General features: G+C 61.5%; 22 protein-coding genes. 9 read left to right on the forward strand and 13 right to left on the reverse strand.

The window, feature by feature from the left end; genetic code table 11:
* Positions 1-45 precede the first annotated feature (45 nt).
* Positions 46-993 carry a hypothetical protein gene (locus IG122_RS05465; protein ID WP_193181232.1) on the reverse strand — a complete coding sequence of 316 codons (948 nt, stop codon included), beginning with the start codon at positions 991-993 and terminating at the stop codon, positions 46-48.
* Between the two features lie 115 nt (positions 994-1,108).
* On the opposite strand from IG122_RS05465, the gene IG122_RS05470 reads away from it, so the two are divergent.
* Positions 1,109-2,002: a LysR family transcriptional regulator gene (locus tag IG122_RS05470; protein ID WP_193181233.1), complete on the forward strand. Its 894-nt coding sequence runs from the start codon at positions 1,109-1,111 to the stop codon at positions 2,000-2,002.
* A gap of 3 nt (positions 2,003-2,005) precedes the next feature.
* Here IG122_RS05470 and IG122_RS05475 read toward each other — a convergent pair whose 3' ends face one another.
* Positions 2,006-2,449 carry a hypothetical protein gene (locus tag IG122_RS05475; protein WP_193181235.1) on the reverse strand — a complete coding sequence of 148 codons (444 nt, stop codon included), beginning with the start codon at positions 2,447-2,449 and terminating at the stop codon, positions 2,006-2,008.
* A 187-nt stretch (positions 2,450-2,636) separates the two neighbouring features.
* Between IG122_RS05475 and IG122_RS05480 the strand changes: the two genes are divergently transcribed.
* Positions 2,637-2,804: a DUF3012 domain-containing protein gene (locus IG122_RS05480; RefSeq protein WP_193181237.1), complete on the forward strand. Its 168-nt coding sequence runs from the start codon at positions 2,637-2,639 to the stop codon at positions 2,802-2,804.
* Positions 2,805-2,833: 29 nt separating this feature from the next.
* Here the strand turns inward: IG122_RS05480 and IG122_RS05485 are convergent, their stop codons facing one another.
* From IG122_RS05485 to rplM, 4 genes are all read right to left on the reverse strand, one after another.
* A complete protein-coding gene (locus tag IG122_RS05485; protein WP_193181239.1) occupies positions 2,834-3,739 on the reverse strand; it encodes an NAD-dependent epimerase/dehydratase family protein in 906 nt (301 codons plus the stop codon).
* Positions 3,736-4,602, reverse strand: a complete 867-nt coding sequence (locus IG122_RS05490) for a shikimate dehydrogenase (RefSeq protein ID WP_193181241.1) — start codon at positions 4,600-4,602, stop codon at positions 3,736-3,738. The genes IG122_RS05485 and IG122_RS05490 overlap by 4 nt, the downstream gene beginning before the upstream one ends.
* 262 nt (positions 4,603-4,864) lie before the next feature.
* The gene (gene rpsI / locus IG122_RS05495; protein ID WP_226893408.1) at positions 4,865-5,317 is read right to left on the reverse strand and encodes a 30S ribosomal protein S9; all 453 of its coding nucleotides are present in this window, start codon (positions 5,315-5,317) and stop codon (positions 4,865-4,867) included.
* A gap of 42 nt (positions 5,318-5,359) precedes the next feature.
* On the reverse strand, positions 5,360-5,818 hold the full coding sequence (gene rplM, locus IG122_RS05500) for a 50S ribosomal protein L13 (protein WP_193181244.1): 459 nt from the start codon (positions 5,816-5,818) through the stop codon (positions 5,360-5,362).
* Positions 5,819-6,245: 427 nt separating this feature from the next.
* On the opposite strand from rplM, the gene IG122_RS05505 reads away from it, so the two are divergent.
* Both IG122_RS05505 and IG122_RS05510 read left to right on the forward strand, forming a co-directional pair.
* Positions 6,246-6,899 (forward strand): response regulator transcription factor, encoded by a 654-nt coding sequence (locus IG122_RS05505; protein ID WP_193181245.1) that lies wholly within the window; start codon positions 6,246-6,248, stop codon positions 6,897-6,899.
* 71 nt (positions 6,900-6,970) lie between these two features.
* Complete coding sequence (locus tag IG122_RS05510) at positions 6,971-9,646, forward strand: PAS domain S-box protein (RefSeq protein WP_193181246.1); 2,676 nt, start codon at positions 6,971-6,973, stop codon at positions 9,644-9,646.
* 43 nt (positions 9,647-9,689) lie between these two features.
* On the opposite strand, the gene IG122_RS24415 is transcribed toward IG122_RS05510, so the two are convergent.
* The 3 genes from IG122_RS24415 to IG122_RS05525 form a co-directional block, all read right to left on the reverse strand.
* Positions 9,690-11,003 carry a methyl-accepting chemotaxis protein gene (locus IG122_RS24415; protein WP_193181247.1) on the reverse strand — a complete coding sequence of 438 codons (1,314 nt, stop codon included), beginning with the start codon at positions 11,001-11,003 and terminating at the stop codon, positions 9,690-9,692.
* 450 nt (positions 11,004-11,453) lie between these two features.
* Positions 11,454-12,350: an aldose 1-epimerase gene (locus IG122_RS05520; protein ID WP_193181248.1), complete on the reverse strand. Its 897-nt coding sequence runs from the start codon at positions 12,348-12,350 to the stop codon at positions 11,454-11,456.
* Positions 12,347-12,775: a PaaI family thioesterase gene (locus tag IG122_RS05525; RefSeq protein WP_193181249.1), complete on the reverse strand. Its 429-nt coding sequence runs from the start codon at positions 12,773-12,775 to the stop codon at positions 12,347-12,349. The genes IG122_RS05520 and IG122_RS05525 overlap by 4 nt, the downstream gene beginning before the upstream one ends.
* Before the next feature lie 97 nt (positions 12,776-12,872).
* Here IG122_RS05525 and IG122_RS05530 point away from each other — a divergent pair, with 97 nt between their 5' ends.
* The gene (locus IG122_RS05530; protein ID WP_193181250.1) at positions 12,873-13,976 is read left to right on the forward strand and encodes an NADH:flavin oxidoreductase/NADH oxidase; all 1,104 of its coding nucleotides are present in this window, start codon (positions 12,873-12,875) and stop codon (positions 13,974-13,976) included.
* Position 13,977: 1 nt separating this feature from the next.
* Here IG122_RS05530 and IG122_RS05535 read toward each other — a convergent pair whose 3' ends face one another.
* From IG122_RS05535 to IG122_RS05545, 3 genes are all read right to left on the reverse strand, one after another.
* Complete coding sequence (locus IG122_RS05535) at positions 13,978-14,370, reverse strand: hypothetical protein (RefSeq protein ID WP_193181252.1); 393 nt, start codon at positions 14,368-14,370, stop codon at positions 13,978-13,980.
* Complete coding sequence (locus IG122_RS05540; RefSeq protein ID WP_193181254.1) at positions 14,367-14,744, reverse strand: hypothetical protein; 378 nt, start codon at positions 14,742-14,744, stop codon at positions 14,367-14,369. The genes IG122_RS05535 and IG122_RS05540 overlap by 4 nt, the downstream gene beginning before the upstream one ends.
* 155 nt (positions 14,745-14,899) lie before the next feature.
* Positions 14,900-15,853: an AraC family transcriptional regulator gene (locus tag IG122_RS05545; protein ID WP_193181256.1), complete on the reverse strand. Its 954-nt coding sequence runs from the start codon at positions 15,851-15,853 to the stop codon at positions 14,900-14,902.
* Between the two features lie 191 nt (positions 15,854-16,044).
* On the opposite strand from IG122_RS05545, the gene IG122_RS05550 reads away from it, so the two are divergent.
* Positions 16,045-16,422: a hypothetical protein gene (locus tag IG122_RS05550; RefSeq protein WP_193181258.1), complete on the forward strand. Its 378-nt coding sequence runs from the start codon at positions 16,045-16,047 to the stop codon at positions 16,420-16,422.
* Positions 16,423-16,587: 165 nt separating this feature from the next.
* Entirely contained in the window at positions 16,588-17,070 is a 483-nt protein-coding gene (locus IG122_RS05555; protein WP_193181260.1) for a YHS domain-containing (seleno)protein, read from the forward strand.
* Between the two features lie 69 nt (positions 17,071-17,139).
* On the opposite strand, the gene IG122_RS05560 is transcribed toward IG122_RS05555, so the two are convergent.
* On the reverse strand, positions 17,140-17,823 hold the full coding sequence (locus IG122_RS05560; RefSeq protein WP_193181262.1) for an HAD family hydrolase: 684 nt from the start codon (positions 17,821-17,823) through the stop codon (positions 17,140-17,142).
* A gap of 210 nt (positions 17,824-18,033) precedes the next feature.
* Between IG122_RS05560 and IG122_RS05565 the strand changes: the two genes are divergently transcribed.
* On the forward strand, positions 18,034-19,344 hold the full coding sequence (locus tag IG122_RS05565) for an ammonium transporter (protein WP_193181265.1): 1,311 nt from the start codon (positions 18,034-18,036) through the stop codon (positions 19,342-19,344).
* Between the two features lie 11 nt (positions 19,345-19,355).
* Positions 19,356-19,694, forward strand: a complete 339-nt coding sequence (locus tag IG122_RS05570; protein WP_193181267.1) for a P-II family nitrogen regulator — start codon at positions 19,356-19,358, stop codon at positions 19,692-19,694.
* The last annotated feature ends 37 nt before the right edge of the window (positions 19,695-19,731 follow it).

The raw sequence follows: 19,731 nt of genomic DNA on the forward strand, positions 1-19,731 counted from the left end.
GACTTTCCGGACCGGGCCGCCTTCGGGCGGCCCGGCTTCAACCTTCTAAGCCTGCTGCAGCTTCGTTCCACGCCTCTGGCGCGCCAGGAAGACGACAAGGCCGCCGCAGATGATCAGCGTTCCCCCGATCCCGTCGGTCGCCGCAAATTCCGGCCAGCCTCCGTACCCACTCCAGGCGATCGCGCATTCCAGCACTGCCCCCATGATCGGCAGGACCAGAGTCGCCGCCATGTAGTTCTGCGTGCCCGCGACCGCCGCTGCACGGAAACCAAGATAGGTGCAGAGCCCCCGAAGCGTGATCCCAAGCCCGAGCCCGGCGATCCAGAGCTCCGGCCGCAGCAGATCGCCGAGTTCCAGTCCCTGTGTCGGGCTCGCCCAATCGACGGAGGACTGCAGGAAGCGCCATGCGGCGAAGCCAGCGGCCGTCATCACAAGCACCGTGCCGGTCAGCCGCAACCTTGTCTTCGGACCGAGGGACTGCATATGGGGATGCCGTTCCGCCAGCAGGTTGGCGCCGAGAACGCAGCAGGAGGAGACCAGCAGCAGCCCGACCGCCGGATTAAAAAAGCCGCCGTCGAAACCGGAAGCAACAATTGCCGCGCCGGCGACCAGCGGCAGATGACCCCAGAGCTCTCCCGACGCCGGGCGGCGATCGAACAAGAGCCACACGGCGAGCGACGAGGCCGGAACCCCGATCGCACCGAAGAAGCTTGCCTGCATGACATCCACATGCAGCAGCGAGGCCATGTAGAGGGCGGCAGTGCCGACCCGGAAAGCGCCGATCGCCCAGGTATCGACCCGCCGCAGCGCGCTCGATCCGGCCTCGGCGCCACGTGCGATCAGCAGCAGGAAGATCCCGCCGGAAATCAGCTGCAGGAAGGTGAACATCCAGGGGTCGAGCCCGAAACCGAGCACCGTGGCGCGGCTGAGCGCCAGCAGCAGCGCCCAGGTGCCGGTGGCCCCAATCAGCAGAGTGGATTTCTCGCCCAGCATCTTTGCGTTCCCAAAACCAGGTGACGTAAACGGGTCAAAAATAGCGATACACAATTGTCTAAAAATTCATAATTTCGGATATAGTGATTTGAATTTGTATCAATGGAAAATTCACATGAACTGGGACGATCTCAGGATCTTTCTCGCCATTGCCCGCGAAGGCACCCTGCGCCGCGCGGCGGCCGCGCTGGCAATCAGCCAGCCGACCGCGGGACGAAGGCTGAGCGCGCTGGAAGCCGCGCTCGGCGTGCCGCTCTTCAGTCGTGGCCGCGCCGGCCTTACCCTGACGACGGCCGGAGAATCCCTGCTGCCGACCGCCGAGGCGATGGAGAAGACGGCTGCCGAACTGACCCGGCAGAGCGTCCATCTCCAAGAGCCGGCGGGCGGCGCGGTCCGGATCAGCGCGATGGAATGGCCGGCGGCGTTCCTCGTCCGGCACATTGCCGCCGCAGCACGGGACGGGCTCTCGATCGAGATCGTTTCCTCTGAACACACGGAGAGCTTTGCCCGGCGCGAGGCCGATCTCGCTGTCCGGCACGGGCTGCCGCTCAGCGGCAAATTCACGACAAGGAAAGTCGGCACCATGCGTTCGGCGATTTATGGCGCCCGCGCTTACCTGGCGGCGCATCCGGAGGCGACGACGGAACGGAGGTATCAGACCTGCGACTGGGTGCTCTTCACCGAGGAACAGGCGTATTACAGAAGCATGCGCTGGCTGGACGAGCGGATCTCGGGCAGACGACCTGCCCTCCGGGTCACCGCGACGGATTTGACCCACGACGCCGTCGCCGCCGGCACGGGTCTCGGTCTGCTGCCTTGTTTCGTCGGCGACGCAGATCCGCGCCTCGCGCGCGCGACCGCGCCAATCGACGAACTTGCCGCCGATTACTGGCTGATCGTGCCTCCGGAAAACGCTCCGCTGCCCTATCTCCGGCGAGCGATCGACTGGGTCGCGGGGAGTTTCAGGGTCGACCGCCGGCTGCTGCTCGGCGAGGCCGGTGGCCGCTGACCGCTATTTGGCGCGCGCCGCTCCGCGCAGAATATCGAGCACCACGCCTGTCGCCTTTTCGATCAGCACCACGTCGGTTCCGGCAATGACGCGTTCGGTCCCTTCGGCCGGCGCACCGAGCTTGGCCCTGAGACTCGCCGGCAAATCGCGCTTGGCAAGGCCCGGAGGGAGCGTACCGCCGCGCTCAACCTGCTTCTGCAAGCCCGGCGGCAAGGTCTCCTTCTTGGCCAGCCCGGGCGGCAGTCCTTTCTTCCCCGGCTTGTCCTTTTTCTTGTCCGCTTCCTTCGTCTCCTTATCGGCGCTCTCTGCCCCGAGCAGCACACCAAGCGCCTCGGTGATGACTCGCGCCTCCTCGGAACTGAAAACCTTTCCGGATTTCCCGGCATCGGCCAGCGCCGGGGACAGGAGCAAGCCGATCACTGCCAGAGCTGCTAACGGAATTCTCATGGAGGCATCCTCGGATGTTGTTACGGATCCATTGTCGCTTATCGTTCTTAAATAGAGTTGGTGAGTGTCCACGCAATGACCTATGAGTTATATCACTTCATAAGATCACGAACCTATGGTTCCTATGGCGCGAGAGAACGCGCAAAATCGGGGTCCCTCCCGAAACAGCGCAGAAAGGACTTTCTTCATGCGAATCAGCGCAAAATTCCTGATGGCCGCTTTCGTCCTTGCCGGCCTCGCGGCCTGCTCACCCGAAGTCGGTTCCGAGAAATGGTGCGCCAACATGAAAGAAAAGCCGAAAGGCGAATGGACCGCGAACGAGGCCACGGACTTCGCCAAGCATTGTCTGCTCTGATCGAAGGAAAATTCCGGCTCTAAACCGCCTTACGGAATGGCGTAGCAGCCGTTTTCGATCTCCTCGATCAAACCAGGATTCGATGGCGCCCAGCCGAGCTCGGAGCGGGCGCGGCGGGCGCGAACCCGGCTGTTGGATGCCATTGTGTCGTTCGCCGGGCCATCGCCCCAGTATCCGGCCGCCTCGTCGATGCTCATTTCCTCGGTCCCGCCCCCGAAACCGAGTGTCTGGCCGATCGCCGCCGCGGCCTCGCGCATCGAGTTCTCGCCATTCTCGGCGTAGTAGAAGGCGCCGGCCGGAGCCTTCTCAAGCACGAGGCGATAAAGCTCCACCAGATCGCCGATATGGACGTTCGACCAGATGTTCTCCCCGGGTCCGATATGGCGGGCGCCGCCGGTTTTGCGCGCGACATCGATCAGCCAGGGGATTTGCATGCTGTCCGGGTTGACGCCGAGCCCACGGCCGTAAATCAGGCTGGGAGCGATAATCATTGTGCGGATGTTGCGCTCTGCGGCGGCAAGAATGTCGTGGTTCAACGCGACCCGAGCGGCGCGCGCCGGAGACGGATCGATCGGCGTCTCCTCGTCGAAAACCGCACCGGACACGTGCCCCTCGTCCCGGCGACCGACAATGCTGGAACCGCTGGTGTGCAGGAACGTCTTCCCGCTCCCTGCGAGCGCATCGAGCATCGTTTCCACTGCCGCGCGATGATCCGCGCTCGCCGCATTGATCACCGCGTCCGCCCGCGCGGCTTCCTCAGCCAGAACCGGCGCATCGTCCAGTGAGCCGAGCACCGGCACGATGCCGAAGCGCGTCACCGCATCGGCGCGCTCCTGGCTGCGCACCAGCCCCCGCACGTCGTGTCCCGCGGCGATCAAGTGAACGGCGACGGAGCCGCCAATGAAGCCGCTGGCACCTGTCAGAAAGATCTTCATCGCGCATTGCCCCCAAGATCAAAACTGTCGAATGCTCGCGCCATCCGATCAGGGTCGACCTCGATCCCCGTGAATAGCTCGAAAGCCTTCGCCGCTTGCATTACCGCCATGCCGCGCCCGGACATGGTGACGCAACCGAGTTCCCTCGCCGTTTTCAGCAATTCTGTCTCGAGCGGAAAGTAAACGATATCCGCGACCCAGGGCTTGCGAACGAGAACGTCGCGTACAATCGGCATCCCCGGATGGCGCAGCATGCCGACCGGGGTCGCATTGACGACACCGTCAGAGACCACGCCGGAAAGATCGGCCTCGGTTACGGTTTCCGCTTTCGCTTCGGGGAACTGTGTCTCGATGTCGGCAACCAGGCGTTCCGCGGCCGCAGCATTTCTGTCCCGGATGAGAAGATTCCGGACACCGGCTTCCGCAAGCGCGAGACCGACGGCGCGGCCCGCGCCTCCCGCCCCAAGCAACAGCACGCGATCCATCGGCTCTTCGCCCAACTCGCTCCGGAACGCATGAAAAAAGCCGAGATAGTCCGTGTTGTGTGCCTTCCTGCCACATGCCGTGAACAGGACGGTGTTGCTGGCCCCGACTTTCCCGACCTCGGCCGCCTGCTCCGCAACATGCGCGAGGACCTGCTGCTTGAAGGGATGGGTGACATTCACACCGGCGAATCCCGCAGCCTCCGCGTCGGCCAGCAAGGCTTCCAGGTCCGGCCGTTCCATTCCGGCCGTATCGATCAGCCGATAGCTGTAGTCGAGCCCCTGAGCTTTACCCTCGGCCTCGTGCATGGCCGGCGTCCGCGACGCGCCGATGCCTTCACCGATCAGCCCGACAATCAGTCTCCCGGGTTGCTTCGACATGTTCCCCCCGCTTTCCCCGCCTTGTGAATGGCGGGTGTTCGTTACCTCAGCAGCCCTAGCCTAGCAGGGAGAGGCAGAGCTTTGGATAGGGCTGACGCGGGCTTTCCACGAGCGGCCATAGGGAGAGGCCACTCCCGTCCCCCAAAGGTCATGCCGGACGTCCGGATATCTGTTAAATGCCTGTCGGCAATAGATCGAAGCGCACAGAAAAACGGCCCGCCGATTGCTCGGTGGGCCGCTTCGACAAAGATGTTCGAACGGATCAGCGCTTGGAGAACTGGAAGCTCCGGCGCGCTTTCGCCTTACCGTATTTCTTACGCTCGACCACACGCGGGTCGCGGGTCAGGAAGCCGCCCTTCTTCAGGACCGGACGCAGGCCCGGCTCGAAATAGGTCAGCGCCTTGGAGATGCCATGACGCACCGCGCCAGCCTGGCCCGAGAGGCCGCCACCGGTGACGGTCGCGTAGACGTCGAACTGATCCTTGCGGTCGGTGACGCCGAACGGCTGGTTGATCATCATGCGCAGCACCGGACGGGCGAAATAGACGCTGTCCTCGCGGCCGTTCACGACGATCTTGCCGTTGCCCGGCTTGATCCAGACGCGGGCGATCGCGTTCTTGCGCTTGCCGGTCGCATAGGCGCGGCCGTACTTGTCCAGCTTCGGCTCGGCCGGAGCGGCTTCCACTTCCTGCTTCAGGGCCTCGAGCGCTTCCATGCCAGCGCCTTCGTTGGTCGCTTCGGTCTCAACGGACATGGCTTACCTCTTGTTCTTCGGGTTCATCGCGGCGACGTCGAGCACTTCGGGCTGCTGCGCCTCGTGCGGATGCTCGGTGCCGGCATAGATGCGCAGGTTGCTCATCTGCTTGCGGGCAAGCGGACCGCGGCTGATCATGCGCTGCACCGCCTTCTCGATGACCCGCTCCGGATGGGAGCCGCCCAGGATCTGGCCCATGGTGCGCGACTTGATGCCGCCCGGGTAACCGGTGTGCCAGTAGAAGTTCTTGTCGGCCAGCTTGTTGCCGGTGAGCTTCACCTTATCGGCATTGATGACGACGATATTGTCGCCGCAATCCATGTGCGGGGTGAAGGTCGGCTTGTGCTTGCCGCGCAGGTAGTTGGCGAGAACGGTCGCGAGTCGGCCGAGCACGACGCCCTCAGCGTCGACGATCCACCACTTCTTCTCGATCTCGCTCGGTTTTGCCGAGTAGGTACGCATCTCTTTAACCATCCAGTGATGCTGCGAAATCCAATTGCCGCTCAAGGCCTGCAAGCCCAGGCGACGGGTCGGCGTAAAATAGACATCGAAGATATTAAGTCAAGCGATAAAAATCACGTGTTTTCAATGGGTTTATGAAAACGGTATTATAATACCTCACCACTATCCATCTGAGCAAGCAAGGCGACAGACCGAACCGGCGAACCCCATATGCCATATTTTTATTAAGTAAAAAATTGCGGCTGCTGGACCAACCTTTTCCGCCGATCAGAACGTTAAACACAACACCTGTCGATTGATGTGTTTTGTTTTTTCCCATAAAATAAATATATCGGTGATTTCGAATCAGAACTCCTCATGATCACTATAAAAATTGACTGAGATCACAGTTCAAAACAAGCAAGTGAACATACGATGGTGTGCGACTATGCTTAATTCGCTCTTGATCGCCGACGATCACAACGTGGTTCGAGAAACACTTGTGGACTATCTCCAGGCCTCTCTCCCGGGCCTCGTGATCCATCAGGCCGCGAATTTCAACGACACCTGGCGCATGCGAGAGCATTGCGGCGAACCCGACGCACTGCTGATCGACTGGCATATGCCCGGAAGCAGCGGTCTCACGGGCATCCGCCGAACAATCGAAACCTATCCGAATTCCAGAGTTGTGATCTTTTCCGGAGAAATCTGCAACTCCGACCTTGAAGCGGCACGATCCCTCGGAGTGGCCGGCTATATTCCAAAAAGCTACGGCGCCCGGTCCGTCGTCGAAAGCCTTGACCGCCTTCGCCGCGACGGAAGCTGTTTCCCGCCGGACGCCGATGCATGTTCTCGCACGGCTTGGAAATCCGGCCATCCACATCAAGTCTGCCGCACGCAACGCGCCGGTCTAATTATTTCGCCGCGGCAGATCGAAGTGCTGCGGCTCGCGGCGGTCGGTTTTCTCAATAAGGAAATCGCCAACCGGCTCAGCATAACGGAACCCACCGTCAAGGAGCATATGTCCAACATCCTGCGGTCTCTTCGGGCGAAAAACCGAACCGATGCGGCACGAATAGCCCGCGAATTGTCCCTAATCTAGTCCCCCAAAATGAGAGTGGCACCAAAGGGCCGACAGGCCTGGTCGCGGCAATGGCCGAAATGAGCGAAGACATGGCCGACCGACCGCTCGAGAAATCCGGCCACGGAACGACACCCGCATTCGACGATTTCCTGGCGCGCTTGCCGGTCCCCGCAATGATTTGCTCGAGCGACGGCATCGTGCGATCAGCGAACAGCGCAGCGTCCGCGCTCGCCGGCGTACAGCCACGCGAACTTATCGGCGCCCCAATTCAGGTCTCGCCACGATACAGCAGCCTCGGTTCAGCGCAGATAGCCTCCTTCGCCGAGGCCATCGTGGGCGCCCTCCATCAGGAAACCCCGATCACGCTCGAGCTTGAATTTGCGAGTGCAGACGGATCGTCCTGCTTTTTCAGTCATGTCGTCAGCCGGTTCGACGACCCGGCCTCGTCTCCCGGTGCGCTCATCCTCGCCTTCGACGTTACGGCCCAGAAAATCGCTTCCCGAGACCTCGAAGACAGGACCCTCGAACTGGAGGCCATTTTCGAAAACGCCCCGGTGATGATCGGGATGAAGGCGCCCGACGGCCGGTGGAACAAGGTGAACCGGTTCTTCGCCAGCATATTGTCCATGGAGCCGGAACAAATGTCCGGCAAACGGTCGGATGATTTCTGGCCCCCGGACGTTGCGAAGCAGGTACGCGAACACGACAGGAAGATCGTCGAAACGGATGTAACGAATGCAACGGTCCTGACCACCACGTCTTACACGGGTCGCAGAACGATTTACGGAACTAAATTCCCGATAAGGAACAGCGCCGGGGAACTCTCCTATATCGGCTTTGTCGGGGTCGATATCAGCGATCTCGTTGAAGCGAAAAAAGAAGCTGAGCTTGTCTCATTCAGGCTTCGGGAGGCGCAGCGCATTGGCAACATGGCCTACTGGACCTGGAACCGTCACACCGGAGAATTGTTCTGGTCCGAGGAATTGTTCCGACTCTTGAGCTGGGATCCGAGAGAGCATCCGGCCGATGTGTCCGAGTTTTTCCAGCGCATCCATCCCGAAGACCGGAAGGCTTTCCTGGATCGAACCCGCCAGGTCGACGAAGGCTTCCGGGCCATGATCGAGTATCGCTTCATGGCGGGCGACGGCCGCCAGATATGGCTCTATGACGAATCCCTCCCCGCCATCGAGCCGGACGGACAGAAGTTCGGAATCCTGCACGACATAACCGAGCGCAAGGAGGCCGAGATTCGATTGCGCGATTCCGAGAAGCGGCTCTCTATGGCCAAGCGGATTGCAGGTCTCGGAATGTGGGAAGTCGACCAGGTTGCGCGGAAGCTGATCTGGTCGGAAGAGGTCTATGCGATGCTCGGCCTCGAGAAGAATGCTCTGAACGCCGATATCTCAACCTGGAAAGCGTTTATCCATCCGGACGACCATGAAACCTACCGGACCGCCATCAAGAACTCCTTCGTCGATCGCCGCGCATATCAGGTCGAATATCGTGCGTTACATACCGACGGAAGCTACCGGATCATCCTGGAACATGGAGAGCACGAATTCGATGCCTCCGGCACCGCCATCCACTCCCGTGGAACCTTTCAGGACATCACAGAGCTCAAGAGCCTCCACAGCAAACTCATCGAATCCCAGAAGCTGGAGGCGACCGCTGCTCTCGCGGGCGGTCTTACCCATGACTTCAACAATATTCTGGGCGCGATCGCAGGAAATCTCGATGTCATGGAGATCCGCGGCGCGGCACGGCATGGCTTCGAAGCTCCGATCGACCGCATCAGGCAGGCAATCCGCTCGGGCCAATCCCTCACCCAACGGCTTCTGAACTTCTCACAGAACACGCCGCCCGAGCCCACGTCGGTGTCCCTAAATCGTGCCATCGAGAACATCGTGACGTTGATCGGCGGCTCAATCGGCAAATGTGTCTCGTTGGAATTCACCCCCAGCCCCGAACCGCTCTGCAGCGAGGTGGACATCAGCGGGCTCGAAACCGCCCTGCTCAATCAGATCCTGAACGCCAGGGAAGCCATGGAGAACGGCGGCTCGATCAGGATCGCTCTCTCCCGCGCCGATCCGTGCTGCCTCCCGGAATCACTGCCGCGAGGTTCGTACGTCGCCCTCTCGATCACGGACGATGGTCCGGGCATGCTTCCGGATGTCGCCCAGAACGCCTTCGAAGCTTTCTTCACCACCAAACGCGACAGCGGCGGCACGGGGCTCGGTCTCTATATGGTGCGGACATTCGTCAGGCTTCATGGCGGCGAGGCCATTCTCGAAACGGCTCTCGACCTGGGCACGCGCCTGACGCTGTTTCTGCCGGAGACAACCGCACAATATCCGGAGACCGCTCTCCACTATGAGAACACTTGCTCCGTCCAGCATCGCGGCAAGATCCTCGTCGTAGAGGACCAGCCGGGGATCCGCGCTTTTATCGAGGATTGTCTTCGGGAAAACGGATATGCGGTCGAGGCGGTTGCCTCGGCCGACGAAGCGGAGGAAAGGTTTTCAAAATCAGGCCGAAATGTCGACGCTCTGATCTGCGATATCAACTTGGGCAGTGCGACCGACGGATTCGCCCTCGCCCGACGTTTCCGGGCGCGCAATCCCGGCCTGGCCATCGTCTTTGTCTCGGGATATGCCGACAATGAGCGCACCGCGATTGCCGGAAAAGAGCTCGGCGCACCGCTTATCAAAAAACCTTTCCGGGTCGAAGATCTGCTGACTGCGTTGCAGCAGACCCTGCACGGCTGAGAGAACGACGCCGGACCGGCGTAACATTCTGGTCGCTGCGCATTCACCCTTTCGTGGTCTTCTCCACGAAGGCGTCGCAGGAATCGCGCAAGGATATGCCCTCGGTAGCGAGATTGTCCGCTGCGGCCAGAACCTCGCGGGACAGATCTCCGACACGCGAAGACGCAGATTGAACCTCGATGATATTTGTCGCGACTTCCTGTGTCGCGGCGCTCTGCTCCTCGACGCCCGCTGCAACCCCGGTCGCAATTTCGTCGAGGCGCTCGATCGTACGTGTCACGGCATTGTTGGCGCCGACAGCGTCACTCACCGCTGACTGGATCTGCGCGACCTGTTCAGAAATGTCCTCGGTCGCTTTCGCGGTCTGTGTAGCAAGACTTTTCACTTCGTTCGCGACAACCGCGAAGCCTTTGCCCGCATCCCCGGCACGGGCCGCCTCGATCGTCGCGTTGAGTGCCAGCAGATTTGTCTGAGCGGCAATATTCTGGATCAGGGACACCACCTCGCCGATCCGCTCGGCCGCTTCCGAGAGTGAATTGATCATCTCCGTCGAACGCTGTGATTCCCGAACGGACTCGTTGACGATCTTTGTCGCCTCGGACATCTGCCGGCTGATCTCGACAATGGAACTGCTGAGTTCCTCGGTCGCCGACGCGACTGTCGTTGCGGTGCTGTTCGCAATCCCAGCGGATTCCGCCATCGCCGAGGAGTTTGACTGCAACTGCGCCGATGCGGAGGAGACCTTGGTGACAACCTCCCGGACCGTGTCGGCCATTTTGATGTTCTCTGTAACGACCGACCAGGTAAGCATCGGCGCCAGGTAGGAGCCGTCAGGTGCATCCAGCGCCGATATCTGAAGATTCAGCTTCTCTTCGCCGAGGGAGATCACCGTTTTCCAGGGAAGATTGCTCCGGTCGCTCAGAATTCCGCGCTGATGTTCCGGGTGCTTGTGAAAGATGTCGATATTCGCACCTTCCAATTCGGAAGCCTTGACCGGCAACAGATGCTCGATCCGCTTCAGGGTCCGCTTGCTCGTTTCGTTGACATAAACGATGTCGAACGTGTCCTTGTCCGCCAGCATCACATTGACCGGCAGATTGTCGAGCATCTGCATCTGCCGCGCGACGGCCGCCTCGTTACGGACCCGCTCGGTGACGACCTCCCAGGTCAGCATGGGCCCCGTATACTGCCCGGCGGCGTCCCGCATCGCCGTCACCTGTAGATCGAGAATTTCGTCCCCGGCCTCGATCCTCGCCCGGTGCGGCAGGTTGTCCGGGTTGCGCAGCATTTCCCGCTGATATTCAGGATTCTTGTGAAAAATATCGATCGACTGACCGACGATCTCGTCTGGAGGCACCGGAAGAATTCCCCTAATCCTCTCCAGTGCCTCCATTGACGCATTATTCGCATAGTCAATTCGGAAGTCCGGCAATTTGCAGATCATGACCGCAACGGGTAGATCATCGAGCAGTTGATAAACGGATCGAGTCTTACTTACATCCCGCACGAACATGAGCATGCTACCGCCTTTCTTCCTGATTTCATGGTCCCAAATGGTCGCCTGATGTGACTATTGGTGATGACTTCACGAACGACGGTAGAATCAACCTTGTTACTTGCTATCGGCAACCCGACCTAAGAAGGGTGCGCAATCCATTGAAAAATAGAACACTTCTCAAGCGTACCGGTTGCACGCGACAACTTTGACGAATAATTGGCCGAATCAGAAACTTGCCGGATTCCGTGCACACCACGCTACGGAACACCGGATTTAAGGGGAAGAACGCCGGCGAAGATCTTGCCAGCGTCAGCTGGACGGCGCGAACCGTATTTGCGCGGTCATGGTTGCCCCGGGTTCGAGCCGCCTGAGTCCCGTTTTCCCGATCCCGCGGGCTGCCAGATTGACCGCATCGATCGCGTGGGACACCGGCTCTGCGCAGAAGAAGTTCCGCTGCGGTGGCGAGAAGAGGATCATATGTCCGAGTTCCGCACTGCCGCACATGGTCAACGTGGCGCCGTCCCCCGGCCAGACGATCGACAACCTGCCGTCCCAGCCGGAGAAACCGTTATCGAGGCCGCGCGGAAGCGGTATTCCCGCCGAGAAATCGAACTCCGGCGGTAACGTCACGGGCCCGTCGGGAAGGACACCGTCGACCGCTGGCCAGTAATCTTCAAAGCCGGCTTCCACTACCGGCCCGCCACGCCACGGGAAATACGGGTGATGGCCAAGTCCTGCCGGCATGGACCGGTCTCCCCGGTTGACCAGCCGCATTTCGAGGGAGAGAGCGCCATCCGCGAGCACGATGTGCTGCTCGGCACGATAGGCGAACGGCCAGTCTCCCGGCATGTAGTCGTAGGACATGTCGATCGACTGAGCCGTCACCTGATCGATCGTCCAGGAGAGGCTGCGGCCATGGCCGTGGATCGCGTTTGGCGCGCCTTTCTCCGTTGCCTCGATCCGGTGGATCTCGCCATCCCATTCGAAACGGGCATCCCGGATACGGTTCGAGAAAGGGACCAGCGGGAAACTGCCCCATGATCCCGACGCGCCGCTATCGATATCGGCATCAGGCGCCGACACCATCCAGTCGAAACGGTCCTCACCGTGCAAACTGAAGAACGCCGCAAGACGTCCCCCGTTTGCCGGCCAGACGTCGGCATGGAGGTCCCTGTCCGACAGACGGACGATGCCGGCCGCCGTCACCGCTGATCCTCCGGGGGAATGGAATAGGTGGCGGTCACGTGACAGACCGGGTCGTCCTCCTCGCCCGCGCTGAACAGGGTCACCTCGCCATAGGCGAGCCGCTTTCCGCATTTCAGCAGCCGGCCTTCCGCGATCAGATCCGCCGGTTTCGGCCGCCGCAGGAAATTCGCGTTGAGGCTGGTGGTCACAGCAAGCTTCACGATGCCGATGCGCGAGAGCACGCAGGCATAGACCACCACGTCCGCGAGCCCCATCATCACCGGCCCGCTAACGGTTCCGCCGGGGCGCAGAAAGTCTTCCCGGTACGGCAGCACGGCGCGCGCCGTTCCGTCGCCGATCTCTTCGAAAACGACTCCGTACTGGCCGACGGCCGGCACTTCCTCGCGGGCAATACGCTCCATTTCAGCATTGGATATCTTCGTCATTCGCCCCTCCCCCGGACGCGCGAAACGGGTATCCTCGTCATGATCGCGACGGAGTGCGCGGCGACGTATTCAGGGCAGGAAATTAGGACAGAGGCGAATGAGCAGTCATCTCTTTTCCCCGATCACCCTCCGCGGACTGACCCTCGACGACCGTATCGCGGTCTCCGCAATGTGCCAGTACCAGGCGGAAGACGGAAACGCGAACGACTGGCATCTGATGCATTACGGCTCGCTCTCCATGGGCGCCGGCGGTCTGCTCATTACCGAGGCGACACACGTCTCTCCCGAGGGCCGGATCTCGCCGAAATGTCTCGGCCTTTATTCCGACGAGAACGAAGCGGCCATCAAGCGCTTCGTCGATTTCTGCAAGACCTACGGCACGGCCAAACTCGGCATCCAGATCGCCCATTCCGGCCGCAAAGGCTCGACCCAGCCTCCCGGAAAAGGCGGCAAGCCGATCGCCATCGCCGAGGGTGGCTGGGAAACGGTCGCCCCGTCGGGCCTCGGTTATGCCGACTGGCCGGCCCCGCGCGGGCTCGACGATGCCGGTCTCGCTAAGGTGAAAGCCGAGTTCGTTGCAACGACCAAGCGCGCCGATCGGGTCGGCTTCGATCTTGCTGAGCTGCATGGCGGTCACGGCTACCTGCTGCACCAGTTCGTCTCTCCGCTCAGCAACCAGCGGACGGACGGCTACGGCGGTAGCCTGGAGAATCGCCTGCGTTTTCCGCTCGAGGTCTTCGAAGCCTGCCGGGCCGTCTGGCCGGACGACAAACCCTTCGCCGTACGCTTCTCAGCGACGGACTGGGTCGATGGCGGCTTCTCACCGGAGGAAGCCGTCGCCTATGCAAAGGAACTGAAAGCACTCGGTTGCGATTTCATCGACGTCACCAGCGGCGGGCTCGACCCGCGGCAGAAGATCGAGGTCAAGCCCGGCTACCAGGTTTTCCTTGCCGAGAAGATCAAGAAGGAAACCGGCATCGCGACGATGGCGGTCGGCATGATCGTGACGCCACAGCAGGCGGAGAAGATCGTCGCCGACGGCGAGGCAGACATGATTGCGCTCGCCCGCGGCGTGATGGACGATCCGCGGTGGGCCTGGCACGCGGCGCAGGCGCTTGGCGAAACCATCGCCTATCCGGCGCAATATGCGCGCTGCGCTCCGGGCGTCTGGCCGGGCGCGGAATGGAAAGATGCCGTCTGACCTAGTCGGCCGGGATCCGGCTCTGTAACCAGGCGACCGCAGCCTCGCGGTCGCCGAAGACCCTGATGTCGAGCGGCGCGACAGTCTCCGCGCGCGCGCTGAAGGCCTTGATCAGCATGTTTTCCGCCGCGGTATTCACGAGGATTGCCGTGCGCGGGTTCTTGCCGCGCTTGTGCAGATACTTCCCCGCTTCCGCCGCGATCCTGGCGAAACTGTCAGGCGTAAAGGTGGACAACGTAGCCTCGGAATTGTTCCAGAGCGAATGGGTCTGCGGCGCCCCCGAATAATATCGGCCGATCGCCGCGACGACCTCGTCCGGGTCGACGAAACCGCGGACGACGAACTCCACGTATCCGTCCCGGTCCACGGTTTCGACCCTGTTTCCCGAAGTCACGCGGGGCCCTCCTGCCGAAGCCAGGCAATCGCCTCGTCGCGGTCGAGAAACACATCGTGCTCAACCGACGAGACAGCACTCGCCGTGCTGCCGTAGGCTTTAAGCAGAAGGTGTTCATCCGGCGTGCTGACGACAATGGCATTGCGGGCGCCGTTACCGCGCAACCGGCCAAGTTCCGCTCCTTTGTCGGCAACCTTGGGGAAATGCTCTGCCCTGAAGTAGGAAATCTGCGCTTCGAGCAGGTTCCACAGAGCCAGCTTCTTCGGCGTCACTTTGTGGTAGTTCCCCGACACCGCCATGATCTCTAGAGCCGAGAGCTCGCCGCTGCATACGAACTCCACGAGGTCGTCATGCTCATGGATTTCGATCGGCACTCCGCGGCTCCCTGCTCGCTCTACGATTGCCCGTAGGATAGTGGCCCCGGGTTTGTGACGCATACCAAAGTGTTCTTTACGGCGATAATAAATTCATGGCTACCGCAGAGAACGTATATCCGGCACGAGACGGCGAGAGCGCAGCTGAAACAGGCTCAGACTGTGCCACTTACGCTTGCGCGCGTTCGCCTCACGCGCCCCGGCGTCTCTCCGAAATGCCTCTTGAAAGCACGGTTGAAGGCGGCTTCGGAAGCATACCCGGCCGATTCAGCGATATCGATCAGGAGACGGTCCGTTTCGGTAAGATGTCGGCGGGCCTGCTGCATTCTCCAGTGGGTGAGGTATCCGACCGGGGTCAGACCGACCAGTTCAGAGAAGCGCTCCGCAAACACGGTCCGCGACATCCCGGCCATGCGCGCCAAGCTTTCGACCGTCCAGTTCTTCTCCGGCGACTGATGGACAGAGGCCAGTGCCTTACCCAGCTTCGGATCGAGGATTGCCGCAAAGCACCCCGCCCCATCTCCGGCGGCATCGACGAATGACCGGATGACCTGGATGAAGACGATCTCGGTCAGGCGGTGGATAATGGCGTCAGAGCCCCCCTTGGCACCGCTGATCTCGGCGAAAACGAACCGCATCACCGATTCCAGCCAATGGGCATTCATGGTCTCGGTGTTGGGAATATGGATGACGTTCGGCAACGCCCCCAGAATCGGATGAACCGCGCTCTCGTCGAATTCGAAATGGCCGCAGAAGAGCTTGCACGCTTCGGCGTCGTCGGGATCTCCGAAAGCCAGCGCGCCTTCGCCCCGGTAACCGGAGCGCCGAACGACCTCGTCAACCTCGACCGGAGGGCGATCCGGTTCGTCCGCGAGCACATGCGCCGCACCATGGGGGACGACGACGAGATCGCCTGTCTTCAGCCGGATCGGGCCGTCAATACCTTCAACGCGAAGCCAGCAGTCCCCCCGCATCGCCATGTGGAACCGCGCGACCCGCTCGAATGCCGGCACACGTACCGACCACGGAGGCGCGAAGCTGGTGTGAAAATAGACCGACCCGCGCATCCTCACGGCATCAAGGATCTGGCTGAGGGCGTCGACCGACATCCCATACTCCCGACAGAACGAAGCAAAAATTAAAAAAGCATCAAACAGGCACAAACCACAAATCACGAGGACGATAGATCAATTTATGCGGACGTTGCGACATAGATTGACCGACAGCGCGGAGACATCTTCCGGACAGCGCCGCACGAATCGTTCGGCGGCCCAAACCCGACCGGAAAGGACATCAAAAGATGGATCCGCGTTTCGTCACTAAAACCATGCACGCCTATCTCGACTACCCTGTCGCGCTGACGCTGATGGCAATGCCGTTCCTGCTCCAGCTCGGCACATCCCATCCGCTCGCGCTTTGGCTCGGCCCGGTGGCCGGCTTGGCAGCGCTGCTTCTGACCATACTGACCGACCACAAGACGGGCCTGATCCGTATTTTGCCGTACACGTTTCATCTCGTGGCGGATTTCACGGTCGGGATTCTCTTCCTCGCGATCCCGGCAGCGCTCGGCTTCAGCGGACCCGATGCCTGGTACTACTTCGCCAATGCCGCCGCCGTGCTGACCGTCGTCGCGCTTCACAAGGCAGAGCCGTCCCGTCCAATGATGCGGGAAGCCTGACCCACGCGCGGCATGGGCCTGACTCGCGCCCGACAACCGGACGGTCGGACAATTTATCCGGCGCCATGAGCATCAACAGAACGCATCCCCGAACATAGGTTCTATTTGCCGCACCGAACTGAAAAGCGGCGCAGAACCCCGACCCATGAAATGGAGTAAAGTGAAATGCGCACAACCAGACTCGCAGCAGCCGCCATCGCGGCCCTGATTGTCTCCGCCTCTGCGGCCTTTGCGGCCGACGAGTACAACACGTCCAAAGGGCTGACCGCCGCAGGACATCCGCTCGGTATGCACGGCGTGGATCCCGTCGCGTTCCTCACGCTCGGGAACCGGATCGACGGACGCGCCCGCCATACGGTCACTCACGACGGCGTCGACTACTATTTCTCGTCGGAGGAAACCCTGAAGAGCTTCCAGGCAAATCCGGCAGCCTTCCTTCCCGAGAACGGCGGCTTCTGCACCTTCGGTGTGTCGGTCGGGAAGAAGTTCGACGGAAATCCGAAATTCGCCGCGGTCGTGGACGACAAACTCTATCTTTTCCTGAACGAGGAGATTTTCCGGCTGTTCCAGAAAGACAAGGCCGGGACGATTGCGAAGGCGGCGGCGAACTGGAGCAAGATCCGCTCGGTTCCGGCAGGCGAACTGTGATCGACTGATCGGGACACCTGCTGATCCAAGCAGAGGGCGGCCAAGCGCCGCCCTTTTGCACGCGCTTCGCTAGCCGAAGCGTTCCTCGGGAAGCTCAGGCGCATCGATGCCGAGCATACCCGGCAAATCGGCCATGTCGTCGAACAGGGCATGTACGCCAACTTCGGCCAAACCATCCGGACCGTGCGCTGCGCTGTACCCGAAGACCCGCATACCGGCAGCGATTCCGGCACGTGCGCCTGTCGGACTGTCCTCGACGACGACGCAGCGTTCCGGAGCCACCCCCATCCGTTCGGCGCAATAGAGATAGAGGTCCGGCTGCGGTTTCGGAATCCCGACCATGTCGGCAGAGAAGATCGCGCCGCGGAAATGACGCTTCAGATTGGTCACTCCAAGAGTGACCTCCATCTTCTCGACCGGACCGTTACTGCCGACGCAGATCTTCTTGCCCGCATCCGATATCCGGGTCAGCGCCCGGTCGATGCCGGGAATCGCGCGGAGCTCCTTGCGGTAGAGCGCGAACTGCTTGGCATAGATCTTCGGGACCCAATCGTCGCCGAGTTCCCGCCCGATCATCGCCTCGACATCCTTCTGGATGAAGGTCAGTTTCCCGCCGAGGAACCTTTTCAGCGCCTCCTCCGGCAGGATCGGGACACCGGCCTGGGTCATGGCCTCCGCCGTGCAGCGGTTGGCGATCGCCTCGCTGTCGACCAGGACGCCGTCACAATCGAAGATAACAAGATCGCATTCCATGCCTCTCATATAGCAGCGATGCCACGGCGCCGTCATCAAATGTATCGAGACAATTTGAATCTCCGGTATCCGCAACGCGGAAAATATATGCCGAAAAATTGAGCAACTTCTCTTTCTGCTTGCGAACTAGGCATCCGAACGTAGTCTTGTTCCCGGTCGTGCAGGGGGTACGGCCACGAGACAAACAGATTTCAGGGGGGACCGACTTTCATGAAACATATCCGGAGGCTCTCCGCCTTCGGCCTGACCGCTGCCGTCGCCTTCGGGTCCGGCATCGGCGAGGCCAGAGCGGAAGACGCTTTGAGCAGCGGGGACACGGCCTGGATCCTCACCGCCACCGCGCTCGTGCTCTTCATGACCCTCCCGGGGCTCGCGCTTTTCTACGGCGGCCTCGTGCGTGCACGGAACGTGCTCTCGGTACTGATGCACTGTTTCGCGATTGCCTGCATCGCGTCCGTGGCCTGGCTCATGGCGGTCTACAGCCTCGCCTTCGACGATGGCGGCGCGACCCAGGCCTGGATCGGCGGGCTCGGCAAGACCTTCCTCGACGGGGTCGGCACAGACAGTCTTTCCGGGACGATCCCCGAGACCGTCTTCTTCATGTTCCAGATGACCTTCGCGATCATCACGCCGGCGCTCATCGTCGGCGCCTATCCCGAGCGGATCCGTTTCGGCGCGGTCTGCGCCTTCAGCCTCTTCTGGCTGGTGCTGGTCTATGCGCCGGCCTGCCATTGGGTCTGGGGCGGCGGCTGGCTCGCCGACATGGGTGTGATGGATTTCGCCGGCGGCATCGTCGTGCATGTGACCGCAGGCGTCTCCGCCCTCGTGCTTTCCGTCGTGCTCGGCCCGCGCCGCGGCTTCCCGCACGAGATCCGGCCGCCGCACAGTCCCGGCATGGTGGTGACCGGAGCGGCGATGCTCTGGGTCGGCTGGTTCGGCTTCAATGCGGGCTCGGCGCTCGCCGCCGACGGCAATGCGGGCATGGCGATGACCGTCACCCACATTTCCGCGGCCGTCGCCTCGCTGGTCTGGGCGTTCCTCGAATATCTGCGCTTCGGCAAACCCAGCGTCATCGGCATCGTCACCGGCATGGTTGCCGGCCTTGCCTCGATTACGCCGGCGTCCGGTTTCGTCGGCCCGATGGGCGCGGTCGTCATCGGCATCGTCTCCGGCGTGGTCTGCCAGTACTTCACCACCTGGATCAAGTTCCGCTTCAAGATCGACGACTCGCTCGACGTCTTTGCGGTCCACGGTGTCGGCGGCATTATCGGCACGTTGCTGGTCGCGGTCTTTGCCGCGCCGGGCTTCGGGGGCCTCGGCCACGCCGAGGGCGTCTCGATCGCCGGCCAGTTCCAGGTGCAGGTGATCGGCATCCTCGCCGTCGCGGCCTGGTCCGGTGTGATAACCTGGGTGCTTGCACAACTCATTGCCCGTACCATTGGCCTGCGCGTCAGCGAGGAAAGCGAAATCGAGGGTCTCGACATCATCGCGCACGGCGAACGTGGCTACGACCTAACCTGAGGAGAGCCTAGATGAAAATGATCATAGCGGTCGTCAAACCGCACCGTCTGGACGAAGTCCGCACTGCACTCGGCGAGATCGGCGTGCATGGCATGACCGCAGGCGAGGTCAAGGGTTACGGCCGGCAGGGCGGCCACAGCGAGATCTATCGCGGCGCCGAATACACGGTGAATTTCGTACCGAAGGTAAAGATCGAGGTCGTCACCAGCGACGAGCTCGCCGACCGCGCGGTCGAAGCGATCTCCGCCGCGGCCAAGACCGGCAAGATCGGCGACGGCAAGATCTTCGTGCTCGACGTCGGCAAGACGGTGCGCATCCGCACCGGCGAGGAAGGCGACGACGCGCTCTGAAATGCGGCACGACCGCGCAACCAAAATAAAAGGCCGG

The organism is Nisaea sediminum (assembly GCF_014904705.1).
GTDB lineage: Bacteria > Pseudomonadota > Alphaproteobacteria > Thalassobaculales > Thalassobaculaceae > Nisaea > Nisaea sediminum.